Source organism: Kineococcus rugosus (assembly GCF_050871975.1).
Lineage (GTDB): Bacteria > Actinomycetota > Actinomycetes > Actinomycetales > Kineococcaceae > Kineococcus.
The window spans coordinates 1-15,321 of sequence record NZ_JBJLSJ010000025.1 but is presented as its reverse complement, the minus strand read 5'-3'; the positions used below and the strand labels follow the sequence as shown (position 1 = coordinate 15,321).

General features: G+C 73.4%; 16 protein-coding genes and 3 pseudogenes. 7 read left to right on the top strand and 12 right to left on the bottom strand.

The window, feature by feature from the left end:
- Positions 1 to 3 precede the first annotated feature (3 nt).
- Positions 4 to 222, top strand: a complete 219-nt coding sequence (locus ACRYM6_RS14935; RefSeq protein WP_432512229.1) for a hypothetical protein — start codon at positions 4 to 6, stop codon at positions 220 to 222.
- Here ACRYM6_RS14935 and ACRYM6_RS14930 read toward each other — a convergent pair.
- Together ACRYM6_RS14930 and ACRYM6_RS14925 are read right to left on the bottom strand one after the other, a co-directional pair.
- Positions 182 to 1,126, bottom strand: coding sequence for a hypothetical protein (locus tag ACRYM6_RS14930; protein WP_432543671.1), 945 nt, complete (start codon positions 1,124 to 1,126; stop codon positions 182 to 184). The two genes, ACRYM6_RS14935 and ACRYM6_RS14930, sit on opposite strands and share 41 nt — an antisense overlap.
- A complete protein-coding gene (locus ACRYM6_RS14925; protein WP_432543670.1) occupies positions 1,123 to 1,779 on the bottom strand; it encodes a MerR family transcriptional regulator in 657 nt (218 codons plus the stop codon). Before ACRYM6_RS14925 ends, ACRYM6_RS14930 begins: the two co-directional genes overlap by 4 nt.
- Positions 1,780 to 1,817: 38 nt before the next feature.
- On the opposite strand from ACRYM6_RS14925, the gene ACRYM6_RS14920 reads away from it, so the two are divergent.
- Entirely contained in the window at positions 1,818 to 2,198 is a 381-nt protein-coding gene (locus ACRYM6_RS14920; RefSeq protein WP_432543669.1) for a DUF2834 domain-containing protein, read from the top strand.
- Positions 2,199 to 2,477: 279 nt separating this feature from the next.
- On the opposite strand, the gene ACRYM6_RS14915 is transcribed toward ACRYM6_RS14920, so the two are convergent.
- The 7 genes from ACRYM6_RS14915 to ACRYM6_RS14885 form a co-directional block, all read right to left on the bottom strand.
- The gene (locus tag ACRYM6_RS14915) at positions 2,478 to 3,290 is read right to left on the bottom strand and encodes an ABC transporter permease (RefSeq protein ID WP_432543668.1); all 813 of its coding nucleotides are present in this window, start codon (positions 3,288 to 3,290) and stop codon (positions 2,478 to 2,480) included.
- A 62-nt stretch (positions 3,291 to 3,352) separates the two neighbouring features.
- Positions 3,353 to 4,192 (bottom strand): ABC transporter ATP-binding protein, encoded by an 840-nt coding sequence (locus ACRYM6_RS14910; protein ID WP_432543723.1) that lies wholly within the window; start codon positions 4,190 to 4,192, stop codon positions 3,353 to 3,355.
- 312 nt (positions 4,193 to 4,504) lie between these two features.
- The gene (locus tag ACRYM6_RS14905) at positions 4,505 to 4,630 is read right to left on the bottom strand and encodes a keywimysin-related RiPP (protein WP_432543667.1); all 126 of its coding nucleotides are present in this window, start codon (positions 4,628 to 4,630) and stop codon (positions 4,505 to 4,507) included.
- 109 nt (positions 4,631 to 4,739) lie between these two features.
- Positions 4,740 to 4,859: a keywimysin-related RiPP gene (locus tag ACRYM6_RS14900; RefSeq protein ID WP_432512826.1), complete on the bottom strand. Its 120-nt coding sequence runs from the start codon at positions 4,857 to 4,859 to the stop codon at positions 4,740 to 4,742.
- 5 nt (positions 4,860 to 4,864) lie between these two features.
- Positions 4,865 to 5,344 carry a lasso peptide biosynthesis B2 protein gene (locus ACRYM6_RS14895; RefSeq protein ID WP_432543666.1) on the bottom strand — a complete coding sequence of 160 codons (480 nt, stop codon included), beginning with the start codon at positions 5,342 to 5,344 and terminating at the stop codon, positions 4,865 to 4,867.
- Positions 5,341 to 5,595 carry a lasso peptide biosynthesis PqqD family chaperone gene (locus ACRYM6_RS14890; protein ID WP_432543665.1) on the bottom strand — a complete coding sequence of 85 codons (255 nt, stop codon included), beginning with the start codon at positions 5,593 to 5,595 and terminating at the stop codon, positions 5,341 to 5,343. Before ACRYM6_RS14890 ends, ACRYM6_RS14895 begins: the two co-directional genes overlap by 4 nt.
- A 49-nt stretch (positions 5,596 to 5,644) precedes the next feature.
- Positions 5,645 to 7,552: an asparagine synthase-related protein gene (locus ACRYM6_RS14885; protein ID WP_432543664.1), complete on the bottom strand. Its 1,908-nt coding sequence runs from the start codon at positions 7,550 to 7,552 to the stop codon at positions 5,645 to 5,647.
- A gap of 530 nt (positions 7,553 to 8,082) precedes the next feature.
- Here ACRYM6_RS14885 and ACRYM6_RS14880 point away from each other — a divergent pair.
- The 3 genes from ACRYM6_RS14880 (at position 8,083) to ACRYM6_RS14870 (ending at position 10,584) form a co-directional block, all read left to right on the top strand.
- Positions 8,083 to 8,997, top strand: a complete 915-nt coding sequence (locus ACRYM6_RS14880) for an ABC transporter ATP-binding protein (protein WP_432543663.1) — start codon at positions 8,083 to 8,085, stop codon at positions 8,995 to 8,997.
- Between the two features lie 77 nt (positions 8,998 to 9,074).
- Entirely contained in the window at positions 9,075 to 9,833 is a 759-nt protein-coding gene (locus ACRYM6_RS14875; RefSeq protein WP_432543662.1) for an ABC transporter permease, read from the top strand.
- Between the two features lies 1 nt (position 9,834).
- The gene (locus tag ACRYM6_RS14870; protein WP_432543661.1) at positions 9,835 to 10,584 is read left to right on the top strand and encodes an ABC transporter permease; all 750 of its coding nucleotides are present in this window, start codon (positions 9,835 to 9,837) and stop codon (positions 10,582 to 10,584) included.
- An 87-nt stretch (positions 10,585 to 10,671) separates the two neighbouring features.
- On the opposite strand, the gene ACRYM6_RS14865 is transcribed toward ACRYM6_RS14870, so the two are convergent.
- Together ACRYM6_RS14865 and ACRYM6_RS14860 are read right to left on the bottom strand one after the other, a co-directional pair.
- On the bottom strand, positions 10,672 to 11,331 hold the full coding sequence (locus ACRYM6_RS14865; protein WP_432543722.1) for a response regulator: 660 nt from the start codon (positions 11,329 to 11,331) through the stop codon (positions 10,672 to 10,674).
- Positions 11,332 to 11,441: 110 nt separating this feature from the next.
- Positions 11,442 to 12,656: a sensor histidine kinase gene (locus ACRYM6_RS14860; protein ID WP_432543660.1), complete on the bottom strand. Its 1,215-nt coding sequence runs from the start codon at positions 12,654 to 12,656 to the stop codon at positions 11,442 to 11,444.
- A gap of 896 nt (positions 12,657 to 13,552) precedes the next feature.
- On the opposite strand from ACRYM6_RS14860, the pseudogene ACRYM6_RS14855 reads away from it, so the two are divergent.
- Positions 13,553 to 14,722, top strand: a pseudogene (locus ACRYM6_RS14855) (phytanoyl-CoA dioxygenase family protein).
- 48 nt (positions 14,723 to 14,770) lie between these two features.
- Here ACRYM6_RS14855 and ACRYM6_RS14850 read toward each other — a convergent pair.
- Positions 14,771 to 15,109 (bottom strand): annotated as a pseudogene (locus ACRYM6_RS14850) (Lrp/AsnC family transcriptional regulator); the annotation flags it as partial.
- A 72-nt stretch (positions 15,110 to 15,181) separates the two neighbouring features.
- Between ACRYM6_RS14850 and ACRYM6_RS14845 the strand changes: the two are divergent.
- A pseudogene (locus ACRYM6_RS14845) lies at positions 15,182 to 15,321 on the top strand (rhodanese-like domain-containing protein); the annotation flags it as partial.

Below are 15,321 nucleotides of genomic sequence, written 5' to 3'. Positions count from 1 at the left end.
TGGATGGGGAACGCGGTCGGGCACGGGGTGCGGACCGGTGTCGTCCGCGACGCCGACCGGCCCGGGCGCGCGGTGCGGGTGACCACCCACCCCGAGGCGGACCGGGTCGTGCTGTCGACGTGGCAGGACGCGGTGTGCGTCTCGACGGTCCGGCTGGACCGGGCCGAGGTCGTGGAGCTGCTCACCGCCCTCGGCGCAGCGCTCCTGCCGCCAGACCGGTGAGGCCGACCGCCCCGCCGACCGCGACGGCCAGGACCACCGGCGAGGGCTGCAGCAGCGGCTGCCCGAGCAGGGCCTGGGCGGTGAGCAGGGCGACCAGGCCGGCGTAGCCGGCGACGGCGACGGCCACGAGGCGGAACCGGACCCCCTCGTCGCGCAGGGCCGCGACGCGGCGGCCGGCGGCCTCCAGCACCAGCAGGCCCAGCGGGAGGACCTGCAGGGCGTGCAGCCCGACGAAGTGGCCGATGCGCAGGTCCCCGCCGGTGGTGCTCCAGCCCACGAACGGCAGGCCCGGGCCGCCGTCGGGCACGCCGACGGCGTGGGCCCCGGCGACGCCCTGGAAGTCGTCGAGCTGCTCGGGGGTCGGGGACGTCATGAGGAACGCCAGCGCCATGCCGACCAGCCCGAGGACCACGCCGGCGCGCACCGCGAAGGTCCGGGCGCGGTCGGGCAGCGGGGTGCGGAACACGAGCAGGCCGACGACGAGCGTCACGACCCAGACCACGACGATCGAGACGCCCATGAGCGCGAACAGCGTGCGGTGCAGCGGGGTGGAGACGTTGAAGTGGCTGGTGGTGCCGGTGGCGGCGGCCCACACGATGACCACGATCTCGACGACGAGCCCGGCGGTGGCGACCGCGGCGGCGCCGGCGGCGACGCGGGGGCGGCGCAGCCCGGGCAGGCCGACGAGCCAGGCCAGGGTGAGGGCGTAGACCCCGATGGACAGGGCGAACTTCAGGGGTTTGAACCAGGCGTTCTGCCCCAGGACCCGCTGGGGGTCGACGACGGCGAGGACCGCGGTGACGACGGCGAGGACGGCCATCGCGGCGGCGAGGGCGACCAGCGGGCGGTTCCAGCGGGCGGGGGTGGGGACGGCGGGTGCGGGGCTGGGGGCGAGGGTGCTCACGAGCTGGTCCCTTCGGGCGGTGGGCCGTAGCGGCGGGAGGCGACGTTCTGCTGGGCGATGCGGCGCAGCCCGGCCAGGAGCTGGTCGCCGAGGACGGTGCCGATGACGACGGTCTGGGCGGTGGCCTCGCGGTCGCCGCCGGCGCGGGCGGCGTCGACGGAGGCGCCGACGGCGTCGAGGTCGGCCTCGGCGACGAGGTCGGCGGCGCGGGCGTAGGCGGGCAGGACCGCGGCGAGGTCGTCGCGGCCGACGGCGGCGTAGGCGTCGAGGACGGCGGCGGCGGCGCGCACCGCGGGATCGCCGTGGTGGGTGCACCAGCCGTGGGCGGCGGCGAGTTCCTCGACGCGGCGGACCGAGTCCGCGGTGGGCGGGGCGATCCGTTGCGGCAGAGCGGACTGGGCGACGCCCATGACTTCCTGGAGGGGGAGGCCGGGATCGTCGACGGCGGACAGGACGCGGGCGGTCGCCGCGACGGTCAGGCCGCCGACGTCGATCAGCGACCGGATCAGGCGCAGGCGTTCGAGGTGCGCCTCGGAGTAGTCGGTCTGGTTGTAGCCGGTGCGCTCCCCGGCGGGCAGCAACCCCTCGCGGGCGTAGTACTTGATCGAGGCCGCGCTGACGCCGCTGCGGTCGCTGAGCTCGGAGATGCGCACATCGACAGTTTCGCTATCGATAGTGTTACTGTCAACCCGTGACCACCACTCCCCGCGGGAACCTCCCGCTCGCCGTCCTGTGGTTCGCCTTCGCCCTCGCCGGCCTCGCCGGCACCTGGACCCTCAACCTCCGCTTCATGGCCGACCCGCAGGGCCTGGGCTACGTCGAGGCCTGGTTCGTCAACCCCGCCAGCTCCTCGGCCGCCGTCGACGTCGTCGTCACCGCCCTCGCCGCCTGCGTGCTGTTCGTCGTCGAGAGCCGGCGGCTGGGCTGGACGCGGTGGAGCTGGCTCCTCGTGCCGCTCACCTTCGCCGTCGCCCTCGCGTTCACCTTCCCGCTGTTCCTGGCGCTGCGGGAACTCGCCCTGCGCCGCCGGAGCCGCCGCGACCCCGCACCGACCGGCGCCCGGGTGCACTGACCATGGACGTCGGTGACAACGGAGCCGGCTCGCCCACGGGGGCGGCCTGGAGAGGTGTCGCTGCGCCCGAGCCCTGCTCCTGCGATCACCGAGAAGACGTCGTGCGCGTCACCCGGGGCCGCGATCCCGCTGTGACCTGGGAGCGAACCGCAGCCGTGGTCGGCATCGACGCCGGCATCGAGCCCGGCAGAAGCGGCAGCGACAACGCCGAACTGCGCGAGACCCACCGACGGATCGAGCTGCTGGAACAGGGAGCGGTCAGGCGCGTGCGACACCACCTCAGCGGCGTGCTGCGCGCAGCCGCGTCCCCCCTTGACGCTGAGCACTGCGGCGCAAGACGACGAGGGCGATGGCGACGCCGATCGCCGACCACGCCCCCAAGACGGTGATGCACTCACCGATCCGCCAGGAAGCGTCGATCTCGGCAGTGACCACGTCGGCCGGCAGGAACGCCGACCGCAGGCCCAGCGCGATCCAGTACAGCGGGAAGACCTGCCCGATGACCTGCATCCACGGCGCGTGAGCGGCCAGGGGGTAGAAGACTCCCGAGACCGCGGTCAACCCCATCAGCAGGAGCGAGACGAAGCCGAGCTGGCGAGGGTGCGGCAGCACCGATCCGAGGACCGCCCCGAAGGGCAGCGTGGCCAGCAGGCCCAGGGGCACCACGCAGGCCAGGGTGAGCAGGCGGCCGGCGCCGAACGGCTGGAGGCCGTCGAGCAGCAGCGCGGCGACGGCCAGGACGACGGCCAAGGTCACGAAGGTCATGAGGATCTGACCGGTGATTTTGGCGACCAGGTAGCCCAGGACGCCGTGCGGGACGGTGCGCGCCCGCAGCAGGGTGCCGTCGGCGCGCTCGCTCATGAGGGTGGTGGCCAGTCCCATGACGCCGGTGAAGACGATGTTGACCGCCAGGATCCCCGGGACCGCGTGCGTCCCCAGCCCGACCGCCGCCCCGGGAACGGCGGTGCCGCGCAGCAGGTGCACCACGAGCAGGGCGATGAGCGGGAAGAAGGCGTAGTTCACCACCAGGGGCAGGTTCTGCCGCACCTCGATCAGACTACGGCGCAGGCCGGCGCGGACGGCGTTGAGCACCGGTGAGGATGCAGCGACGTGGTGGTCCCGCTGTGGGAGACGGCGCAAGGGGTGGAGGGTCATCATCGCCCTCCTTCGAACTCGTCGACCATCGCGAGGTAGGTGTCTTCCAGGCTCGCCCGGCGGACCTGGAGGTCCGCCACGTCACCTTCGGCGAGCAGCTGACGCAGGTGCTCGGCGGGGTCGGTGACCTGACTGTGGTGCGGGCGACCGTCGAGGGTGCAGGTGACGGTGCTGGTGCCGGTGTAGCGGGCGGCCAGCTCGGCGCTGGTGCCGCAGGCAGCGACGCGGCCACCGGCGAGCAGCGCGATGGTGTCGGACAGCGCTTCGGCTTCGGCCAGGTCGTGGGTGGTGAGCACGATGCTCGTGCCGTCGTGTTCGGCGAGTTCACGGACCACGGCGTGGAACTCCCGGCGCGCCTGGGGGTCGAAGCCGACGGTGGGTTCGTCCAGGAACAGCAGCTCGGGGCGGCCGACCAGGCCGATGGCGACGTCGAGGCGACGGCGCTGGCCTCCGGACAGCGTGCCCACCACCTGACTCGCCTGCCCGAGCAGCCCCACCCGCGCCAGCAGCTCGTCGGTGTCGTAGGGGCGCGGCCGTCGCGGGGTGGAGTAGGGGCGGTAGTAGCGTCCGAGGTGGTCCAGCAGGTCCCGCACTCGCCAGCGCCGGTGGTCCTGCCAGGACTGCAGGACCACACCGATGCGAGCCCTCCACCGTTCATCGGCGTCGTCGGGGTCGACGCCCAGGACGCGGACGCGGCCGGCGGAGCGGCGGCGGAAACCTTCCAGGATCTCCAGGGTGCTCGTCTTGCCGGCGCCGTTGGGGCCGAGCAGGGCGAGGATCTGACCGGCGTGCACCTGCAGGTCCACTCCGTGCAGCACATCGACCTCGCCGTACCGCATGCGCAGCCCGGAAACCTGCACGACAGCGGCGTCGTCAGTGGCCTGCTTCGCGGTCGCCGAAGCCTGCGCCTGCGCGGAAGCTCTCGTCGTCGAGGGCGTCTGCCGAGGTGCGAACCGGTGACCGGTGCTGCTCGCCCGAGCTTCGGCGCGCGCGGGGCTGACGGAGTCCACGGAGTCCACGGGGTTCACGGGTTTCCTGCCTGTTCCGTCCAGGTGGCGGGTGGGCCGGGGAGCGGCTCGCTGCGGGGCAGGACGTGCCTGCCCCGCAGCGAGCGCTCAGGTGGACGGGCGCTGGTCCCGTCGCGGGTGTTCTCAACCCTCGTTCGAGTAGTCCTCGAAGGGGAGGATCGCTTCGTCGTGCGGGCCGATGAATTCACCGGTCACCGTGCGGAAGTCGCCGAGGTCGGCGACCGCCGGGGTCTCGTAAGTCTTGTCCATCGATTTCACCTCCTTCGCGGTGTCGTCGGGGTAGCAGCACCTGCGGTGTGCGCAGGGACCGCGGGGGTCCGAGGGGAGCGGGGTTGCCGCTTCCTGCACCGTGACCGGGTCACAGCGGGCGGTCGGTGAGGGGCACCCACCCCTCGACCTGGCCGCCGATGCCGTAGCCGGTCTGCTCCAGGAACGTGCCGAGCTCGGCGATCACGGGGCGCTCGTAGGTCTTGTCCACGGTTGTCACCTCCTCCCTGCGGTGGTCGCGGTCGATCGGCCGGTCGGCCGGTCGAGTTCGGGTCCGGTTCCTCCTGCCGTGACGGCGAAGAAGGTCCGGAAGTCGGTGCGACTGGTCGGTTCCTCGACGATGCGGTCGTCGGCCTCGAGCCAAGCGTGGGCGGCGAAGGGTGGTGCGGCCAGGACACCGACGCACCACGTGGGCCAGGTTCCGCGGGCCCGGCACACCAGGGCGGTGGCGACCGAGCGCACCAGGCACGCCGAGCCACCGCGGGTGCGGGCGCTGGCGGTCAGCACGGCATCGCGGGCGGCGGCGGCTTCGGCGTAGGTGGCGGGCCGGGCGCCGCGGGCGATGCGGGTCAGGTGCTGACGCAACTGCTGGGGGGACCGGTGGGTCAGCCACCGCGCCAGCAGCACGCTGGCGCTGATGTGCAGTCGGTCGGTGGGAGCGAGGTGGGCGGGGGCCGTGGGCAGGATCTCGCTCACGTCAGCCCCAGCGCGTCGAAGCGGGTCAGGAAGGCCGTCACGTCGGCGCGGGCGGTGGCTTCGTCGACGTCGTAGGCCGATGTCAGCTCGGTCACGGCCTGCTCCGCGCTGCCGCCGCGGCGGTGGACGGCCAGGACGAGGCTGGCGGTGGCGTTGAGGTGCCAGTACTTGCCGTTGGTCTCGTCCAGGACGACGTCGCCGTACTCGGTGCTGACGCTCAGGGCGTGGCCGGGGTTGGTGGTGGGGTTCACGGTTCACCCGTCTCTCGCGGTGGTGGTGGCGGTGGTGCTCGTGAAGGTGTCAGCCGGCGGTCACGACGGTGGCCGCCGACCTCGGGCGGTCGGCGTCGCCCGTCCTCGCGGAGCGGCCGGTGACCGCCGCGACGGTGGGCACCGGGGAGCCGGGGCGGAGGTTGCGCAGGAACAGCGCGGCGTTGACGGTGGCGTGGACGTGGGTGGTGGGACTGGCCAGCGCGTCCGGCGTGGAGGCGGCCGCGAACCGGTCCAGGTCGAGGACGCCGGCCTGCACCAGCCCGGAGTCCTCGCACAGTTCCAGCAGCGTGCGGTGGTGGGCGGCGTAACCGCGCACCGCCTGCGGGGATCCACCCACCTTGTTCACGCGGCGCAGGTACGCCGGCGGCAGCAGGTCGCGGACGGCCTCCTTCATCAGCGGCTTCCACTCCAGGGGCGTGTCGCGCTCCTCGCGGCGCACCGCCAGGACCGCCTCGGCGACGCGGTCGTCCATCAGCGGGGACTCGTAGGCCACGGCGAGGGGCTGGCCGATCTGGGCGGTGCTGCGCACCAGACGGCCGGCGTCGCGCAGGAACGACAGGTCCAGGTGCACCGCGCGGTCGGTGTCGAAGGGCTCAGCGCCAGCCGCCGCGGAGCGCAGGTGCTCGATGACGCTGGCGCGGGCGTCCTGGCTCAGCCAGGGCGGCAGGGTGGGGCGGGTGGACCAGTCGCTGGTGCTGGGCACCTCCGGCGGTGCCACCCCGGCGACAGCGTCCTCGGTGACCGCGCTGAGCCACTGCGCGTAGCTGCGCCGGTCCAGCAGTTGGCGCAGGGTGTCCAGCCCGCTCACCCCGGCCGGGGCGTCCTCGGCGCGGGCGCGGCGCCAGGCCAGCAACGGGCGGCGCCGGGCCAGGCTGTGCTGCCAGCCCCGCACCCCGCGCAGCAGGTGGTCCCCGCCCAGGCCGTTGAGGTGCACCCGGATCCCCCAGCCGGCGTCGTCAGCCAGCAGCTCGCTGATGCGCGGCCCCGCGGTGACGGCCTGGGTGGGTTCGTCGAACTGCACCCGCAGGGAAGGGAGGCCGCCGAAGAAGTCCGGCAGCTCGTCGGTGGAGCCGGTGAGGTGGGTGTGCACCCCGGGCATGGCCTGCAGGGCGATGCGCGCCCAGTGCAGGTCCTCCCGGCCGCCGGGGTCGTCGTTGTAGAGGGTGCGGGCCAGCACCCCGGAGGGACCCCGGCTGGCGAAGTAGCACACCGGCGTGGAGTCCAGCCCCCCGGACAGGTCACAGGTGACGGCCTGCCCGCCGCCGGTGCGGGCGGCGACCGCGGCGGCGAGGCTGTCGCGCAGCAGCACCGCTCCCTGCCGGCGGGACAGCTCCGCGGCCGGTGGCTGCCACCACCGGCGGCTGCCGACGGCTCGCCCGTCGCGCTCGAGGCTCACCTGCACCCCACCGGGCACAGCACTGACCTCCCGCCACAGCGGGGCGTCGCGCAGCGGGTGCGGCAGGCAGCGCACCAGACGGTCGGCCAGCACGGCGGCGTCGACGTCGAAGCCGCCGAGCTCGGCCAGGACGTCGGCGCGGTCCGCCAGGACGTGGACACCGCCCAGGACGGCGTGGAACAGGCGGCGGGTCTCCAGCGCCGGGCCGCTGGCGTGGACCCGTCCTCCCAGGCTGGCCAGGACCAGGTGGCTGCCGGCCCACCGCTGGGCCAGCGTCGTCACGTCCTGCGCGGTGCGGACCCGCTCGGCGGCCCGCGCCAGGTCCTGCGCACTCACGTCCGAGCACCCCAGGATCGCCAGCCGGCACGGCTGCTCACCGGCGTGGACAGCGGCCGCGGACGGGCCGCGGCGGGCCAGCAGCCAGGGACGGCCGGAGGCGTGCGGGACCCGCAGGTCGCAGACCGGGGCCAGCCGCGCTGCGGTCGGGGCCGCAGCCGGGGTGTCGGGGAGCAGGACGACGAACGATCCACCGTTGATCACGATGTCTCCTGGACGTTGGTTCACGACACGGGGATGAGGTCGGGCGCAGGACTGAAGCGTGGGGTCGGGCGGTGAGCGATGAAACTGCTGCCGGTGGGACCGTTCCGGTCGACCACCCCGCCTTGCGATCACCACCTTGCCGAGACGGCGAACCACGCGTCAACCCCACACGCCGAGTTTCTTCGAGTTTCTCCTCGAGCAGCATCAAGTGCGTTGCCGCACAACGGTTCCACCGATGGTTTTCCCTTCGATCGCCGCCTGGTCGATGAACAACCCGAGGGACATCGCCTCAGCAGTGCCCCCCCCCCCCCCCCGGGCAGCCCGACGCACGACGGCGACAGCTCCCCCGGCCCCGACCACCCCCTTGCCTGGCACGGCTCTGCCCCTGGCGAGATGCCGTTGCCGTGCGCGGCTGTGGGGGCGTCCCGGTCCGTGGGTATGCCTGAGGTAGTAGTCCGCGCGCAGTGGGGGGCTGAAGATACGACCGTCGGGAGACGACGCCGGCGGGTCCAGATCGCCAGCATGGTGCCGTGTCCGAGATCATCACCACGTACGCACTGAGCAAGCGCTACGGCGACCGCGCCGTCGTCGAGGACGTCGATCTGCACGTCCCCGAGGGGTGCGTCTACGGCTTCCTGGGTCCCAACGGCTCGGGGAAGTCGACGACGATGAAGATGCTGCTGTCGCTGGTGCGCCCCACGAGCGGGGAGATCACCCTGATGGGCCGGCCCGTGGTGCCGCAGACCCGGCACGAACTGCTGGCGCACGTCGGCTCCCTCATCGAGGCCCCGCCGGCCTACCTGCACCTGACCGGGGGGGAGAACCTGCGGCTGGTGCAGCGCCTGCTGGGCCTGGACGAGACTCAGGTGCAAGCCGCCGCCCGCACCGTGCGACTGCAGGACCAGCTGGACAAGAAGGTCCGCGACTACTCCCTGGGCATGAAGCAACGGCTGGGGATCGCGATGGCGCTGGCCCGCCGGCCCCGCCTGCTCGTCCTGGACGAACCCACCAACGGGCTCGACCCGGCCGGTATCGAGGAGATCCGGGAGTTGCTGCGCGCCCTGGCCGATGACGGGGTCACCGTCATGGTGTCCAGTCACCTGCTCGGGGAGATCGACCGCACCGCGAACGTGCTGGGCATCATCGACGGCGGGCGGCTCATCTTCCAGGGCACCCGTGAGGAACTGCTGACCCGCACCACCCCCGACGTCCTGGTCGACACCTTCGACCCCGACCGCGCCCTGGCCCTCAGCCGAACCCGGCAGGCCAACCGGGCCAGCCGGGTCGGGGACAGCGTCCGGGTCCCCGGGCTGGACCCCGATGGCACAGCACGACTGGTCCGCGAACTGGTGGGCGCCGGAGTCGGCGTCCACGGCGTCCGCCGCCGGGAGCAGTCCCTGGAGGACGTGTTCATCGACCTGACCGGTGGGGGGCGGACCCTGTGACCGACACCCTGCCCCTCACTCCCGGACCGCGAAACCCACGCCAGCCGCCTCGGGTAGCCGAGAAACCAGCTGCCACGGTGAGCACCCTGCGGGCTGTGGGCAACGAGTTCGCCAAGATGCGGCGCCTGCGCGTCCTCCCGGTCACCGCGCTGATGGTGCTGGGCGTGGTCGTGCTCTCCTGCGTGGAACTGGCCAGTCCCACCTTCGCCGCCGCCGCCGCTGACCCGCAGGGGCGGGCGTGGGAACGCCTGCTGCTGGGCATGTCGACCGCGGTCCCACTGGTCTCCCCCGTCCTCATCGCCGTGCTGGCCAGCCGCCAGGTCGACGTCGAGCACCAGGGGCGGGGGTGGATGCTCACGCACGGCGCCGGCCTGGCCCCGGGGCGGTTGTGCCGGGCGAAACTGCTCGCCTGCGGCTCGGTCCTGGCGGCCGTGACCGGGGTGCAGAGCGTCCTGGTCGCCGTCGCGGGGTTCGCGGTCGGTATCGCCGCGCCATTCCCGGTCCCGGAGTGGTTGGCCTACACGGCTTGCGTCCTGGCGGTGAACCTGGTGCTGCTGGCGGCCCACGTGCTGCTGGCGGCGCGCTGGGAGAACCAGCTCATCGGTGTCGGTGCAGGCCTGCTGGGGGTGTTCCTGGCCGTCATCAGCGCGGGGGCGCCCCGGGCTCTGGCCCACCTGACGCCCTGGGGGTACTACGCGCTGTCCGCCCCGGTGGACTACCGCGACGCGGTTCTCGTCGACGTCGCCCCCTCCTACGGCGGCGTCGTGGCCCTGACGGTGGTGGCCGTCGCCGTCGTCGTCCTGTTCACCGCCCGGCTGGACCGGAAGGAGATCTGACGTGGGTTCTGTTCGCGCTGAAGTTCTCAAGCTCAGGCGTTCGGCCAGCTGGGCCGTCGTGATCGCCCTGCCGTTGATGGCGGTGGCGACCGGGTCGGCGAACTCAGCCCTGTCGGGGCAAGGGTTGGCCGACGGGTGGGACACCCTGTGGTTGCGGGCCGTGGTGTTCTACGGCCTGCTCCCGTTGTCGCTGGGCATCGCGGCGCTGGCGTCGCTGGTCTGGCGGGTGGAGCACCGCGGCGGCAACTGGAACGCGCTGATGACGGCCGGGGTGCCGGGCCGGCAGGTCGTGCTCGGCAAGGTGGCGGCGGTCGTGGCGTTGTCCGCGCTCATGCAACTGGTGCTGCTGCTGGGAGTGGTGGCCGCCGGGAAACTGGTGTTCGACCTGCCGGGGATGCTGCCGGGCCGTTACCTGCTGGCCAGCCTGGTGATCGTCGTGGCCGGTGTCCCGGTGGCTGCGCTGCAGTCGTGGCTGTCGATGGTCATGAAGTCCTTCGCCGCTCCCCTGGCCGTGGCCCTGCTGGGGTCGGTGGCCTCGACGCTGGTGCTGCTGGCCGCGCCCGCCGACGTGGGTGCGTTGCTGCCCCACGGGCTGCTCAGCCGGGCCACCCAGCTGGGCACGGGAGTCTTCGCCGACGCCGGGGCCTCGCTCACCGCCGTCAGTCCCCTGCTCACCGCCCTGGCCCTGGCGCTGTCCGCGGCGCTGGTGCTCGCCAGCGCCCGCGCCCTGGAGCGCCGCGACATCCGCTGACCGGGTGACCCGGACGGTCGCAGGACCGGGCGGGCCCGGAAGGGTGGGGGCGTCGCGGGAGATTTCTCGAGCGGGTCACGGGAGAGGTCACCGGGAGCGGGGCGGACCACCGGCGGTGATCAGCCCGCTCTCGTAGGCGGTCACCACGACCTGCACCCGGTCCCGCAGGCTCAGTTTGGTGAGGATGCGGCCGACGTGGATCTTCACCGTGCCCTCGGAGATGACCAGTTCCTGCGCGATCTCGGCGTTGGACAGTCCTCGCGCGACGCTCAGGAAGACTTCGTGCTCCCGGGGCGTGAGTTCAGCCAACCCGGTCGGTGCCGCCACCTCGGGGTCGGCCCGGTCCGCAGGGGTCGCGCTGCCGGGCGCGGTGCCCACCGGTTCGGCGAAGTGACTGAGCAACCGGCGCGTCGTGCTCGGCGCGACGACCGCGTCACCGGCGTGGATGTGACGGATCGCCGACACCAGTTCTGCCAGCGGTGCGTCCTTGAGCAGGAAACCGCTGGCTCCGGCGCGCAGGGAGTCGTAGGCGTACTCGTCCAGGTCGAAGGTCGTCAGGACCAGCACCTGCGGGCCGTCGGTGCTGCAGATGCGCCGGGTGGCCTCGACGCCGTCCATGCGCGGCATCCGGACGTCCATCAGCACCACGTCCACCCCGCCGGGCAGGTCCGCGAGCAGGCGCAGCGCGCTGTCGCCGTCGTCGGCCTCCCCCACGACGTCGATGTCCGCCTGGGCGTCCAGCACCATCCGGAAACCGGCGCGGATCAGTTCCTGGTCGTCGACCAGCACCACACGCGTCACGGACGACTGCCCGCCGGCGTCCGCGACGGCCTCGTGCGTGTTCTCGACGGATCCGCTCACCGGCTGCTCCCACCTGTGCTGGTCACGGGTTCTCGACCGGCGGACGGCAAGGTCGCCGCCACCTCGAACCCGGAACCGTCCGCCCGGGGGCCGGCGTGCAGCCGGCCCCCGTACGTCTGGACCCGTTCACGCATCCCCGTCAGCCCGTGCCCGGGCGCGGCAGCGCCCCGGCCACGGCCCTCGTCGCGCACGAGGACGTCCACCCGGTCGGGGTGGTAGTCCACCCGCACCTGCACGTCGCCGGCGTCGGGGCCGGCGTGCTTGCGCACGTTGGTCAGCGCCTCCTGCACGATCCGGTACACGACCAGTTCCGTGCCCGCCCCCAGCGGCCGCACCTGCCCCCCGACGTGGAGGTCCACCGCCGTCCCGGCCCGGCGGACCTGCTCGACGAGAGCGGGCAGTTCGGCCGTCCCCGGCTGGGGTGCGTGCGAACCGGCTTCCTCCTCGCGCAGCACCCCCAGCATCCGGCGCATCTCGGCCAGCGCGGTGCGCCCGGTGCGGGTCACCTCCCGCATCGCCTGCTCCGAACGGTGCGGGTCGGTGTGCACCAGACCCGCCGCCCCCTCGGACATCACGACGACGACGCTGAGGCTGTGGGAGACGATGTCGTGGATCTCCCGGGCGATGCGGGCACGCTCCTCGACCGCGGCGATCCGCGCCTGGTCGTCGCGGGAGCGCTCGGCCTGCTCGGCGCGCTCGGCCAGACCCGCCACGTAGGCCCGGCGCAGCCCGATGGTGAAACCCCACATCCACACCGAGGCGATGAGCACGCTGGCCACCGCCGCAGCCGCCACCGTCGGCACCGGCGCGGCACCGAAACGCAGGGCACCGACGACGACCAGGACCTCCAGGACGGCCGCCGCCGCCAGCGACGTCGCCCGCGAACAGCGGGAGGCCACGGCGTAGAGGCCGGCCAGCAGGATGACGTCCGCGGGGATCGGCGGCATGCCCGCCAGCACCTGCACCGACGCGGCCGCCACCATCAGCGCGAAGGCGAGACGTGGGCGGCGCCGACTGGCCAGGAACGGTGCGCACAACGCCAGGGAGAGGACCACCCCGAGCACTTCGGGGGCTCCGTGCGGGACGTAGGCGCGCTGGATCGGCAGGTTGTAGAGGAAGACCCCCGCGGCCACGACGACGTCCAGCGTCCGCAGCCACCGCGACGTGCCGTCCGGGGCTTGGGCAGCACGCGGTGGCGGGAAGACGGACACGACGGGCCTCCTCGGCTCGAACGCACTCGCGGACCTGCAGTGATCGTAAGGGAACCCTTCCCACTCCTCATCCGCAGCCACCGTCGCACCGCACCTCAGCGAGCGCCGGACGGCGGGGGAGGTCGCTACCCGGCCGGGGCCAGGCAGGCGCCGGCGACGAGCGGCCCCTGGTCGCCTCGGCTCATCGACTCCACGCGCCGACGCTCGCGCGCGTCCGGCGATGAGCACCGTCTTCTCCCCCAGTTCCTCCACCTGCAGGGTCGGTCGTCGTGGCGACCCGTCTGCGCTCGCGTCCGCGACCAGTGCCGCGCCCACCACCTGGGCTCACCGTCGGGCCGGTCTCTTCCCCCTGCAGCCGTGCCGGGACGGTTGAAGGCGAGAAGGTCAGATGCTGCGGATCCAGTTCCACACGCGTCGCCACCGGGGTCGAGCCGCGACGAGCACGGCGGGCGGCGGCGGCTGGCGCTTCCGCGGCAACGCCGCACGGCCTCACACCCTCGGCCACGGCTACCTGCACACCGTCCTCGATGACCACTCCCGTCCGGCCCACACCGAGATCCTCGCCGATGAGGAGGGCTCCACGGCGGCCGCGTTCCGGGCTCGGGCCCACGACCGGCTCGCCGGCTGCGGCATCAGCGTCACGCGCTGCTCGAGCGATGACGGAGCCGACTACCGATCCCGCGACTCCACCGCCGCCCCGACCGCCACCGGCACCGTCCACGAGCGGACCCTGCCCCACCGGCCCCGGACCTTGCCAGCCCCTGGCTGCACACCCACGACCATCATCGTCACCACACCGCCCTCGGCGGGCTACCCCCCGCCTCGCGCGTCACCAACCTCAGTGGTCGGTACACCTGAGCTCCCGGCTGCGCCCGACCCGCGACGAGGAGACGTCCATGACCACCCACCCCATCCGCTTCCGCGAGAGCGACTGCGACCTCGCCGAGTTCGCCGAGCTCGTCGACCGCACCACCGACCTCGCCGACCACCCCCACGCCGCCGACGTCCAGCAGAACGTGCTGGTCCACGACGCCGGCTCGCTGCGCTCGGCCGTGGCCCACGACCGCGAGGCCGTCGAGGCCTAACTGGTCCGCGCCCTCACCGACGGCTCGGGCGCAGCGGTGTTCAAGGGCGTCTTCGACGACCTCGGCGTCGTCGACCGCGTCAGCGTCGTGTTCGACGCGGTCGTCGCCGACGAGAAGGCCGCCGGCACCGCCGAGGGCGACCACTTCGCCACAGCCGGCGTCAACGACCGCGTCTGGAACGCCTTGGAGAAGCTCGCCGTCCGCGACCTCGAGGCGTTCGTCGACTACTACGCCAACGACGTCCTCGCCCTCGTCGCCACCGCCTGGCTCGGCCCCGGCTACCAGGTCACCTCCCAGGTCAACCTCGTCCGCCCCGGCGGCCGGGCGCAGGACCCGCACCGCGACCACCACCTCGGGTTCCTGTCGAACCCCGTCGCGGCCCGCTACCCCGCGCACGTCCACCTGCTCTCCCCCGTCCTCACCCTGCAGGGCGCCGTCGCCCACAGCGACATGCCGGTCGAGTCCGGCCCGACCCTCTACCTGCCGCACTCCCACCAGTACCCGCAGGGCTACCTCGCGTGGCGCCTGCCGGAGTTCCGCGAGCACTTCGCCCGGCACCACGTGCAGCTGCCGCTGGCCAAGGGCGACGCCGGGTTCTTCAACCCGGCCCTGTTCCACGGCGCGGGCTCGAACGTGTCCGCCGACGTGCAGCGCTCGGCGAACCTCCTGCAGGTCTCCTCGGCGTTCGGCCGGGCCATGGAGACCGTCGACCGGGTCGAGGTGGCGAAGGCCGTCTACCCGGCCCTGCTGTCCCGCAAGGGGTCCGGCGCCTCCGAGGAGTTCCTCGCCAACGCCGTCACCAGCGCCGCCGACGGGTACCCGTTCCCGACGAACCTCGACCTCGACCCCAACGTCGGGGGCCTGAACCCGCTGTCGCAGACCGAACTGCTGCACCGGGCCCTGGCCGAGGGCTGGGACGCGCAGCGGACGTCCGCCGAACTCGACGCGTACGCCGCGCGGCGCCGCTCCGACGCGGTCTGACCGGCCCACCGGCCGGTGGGCGCCGGGGGTCGCGACGACCCCCGGCGCTCACGCCGGGCTCAGGCGCCGCCGCGGCAGCGGGCTGGAGTACACGACGCTGGTGGTGACGGCGCCCAGGGTCGCCAGTTTCCCGGTGAGGCGTTCGAGGTCGCGCATGGAGCGCGCCAGCACCTTCAGCACGAAGCAGTCGTCGCCGGTCACGTGGTGGGCCTCGACGACCTCGGGGGTGGTGTCCAGCAGGTCGTGGAACGGCTTGTAGTTGCCGGTCGGGTACGCCAGGCGCACGAAGGCGGTGACGGCGTACCCCAGCGCCTCGGGGTCCAGGACCGCGCTGTAGCCGGTGATGACGCCGCTGTCGGTGAGCCGGCGCAACCGGTCGGCGGCCGATCACCGGCCGACCGGCCCGATCGCCGCCGAACGCCCCTGGCCCGTCGGCTCCCGGCCGGGTTCGATGACGGCATGACCCACGAGGACCCCGCGGTGGCCTTCTTCGCCGCCCAGCTGGCCTTCCAGACCGACCCCGCCGACCTGGCCGCGGCCCGCGCCGCCGGGGAGGCCCCGGTGGTGCTGGACGTGCGCTCGGCGCAGGGCTGGGCCCA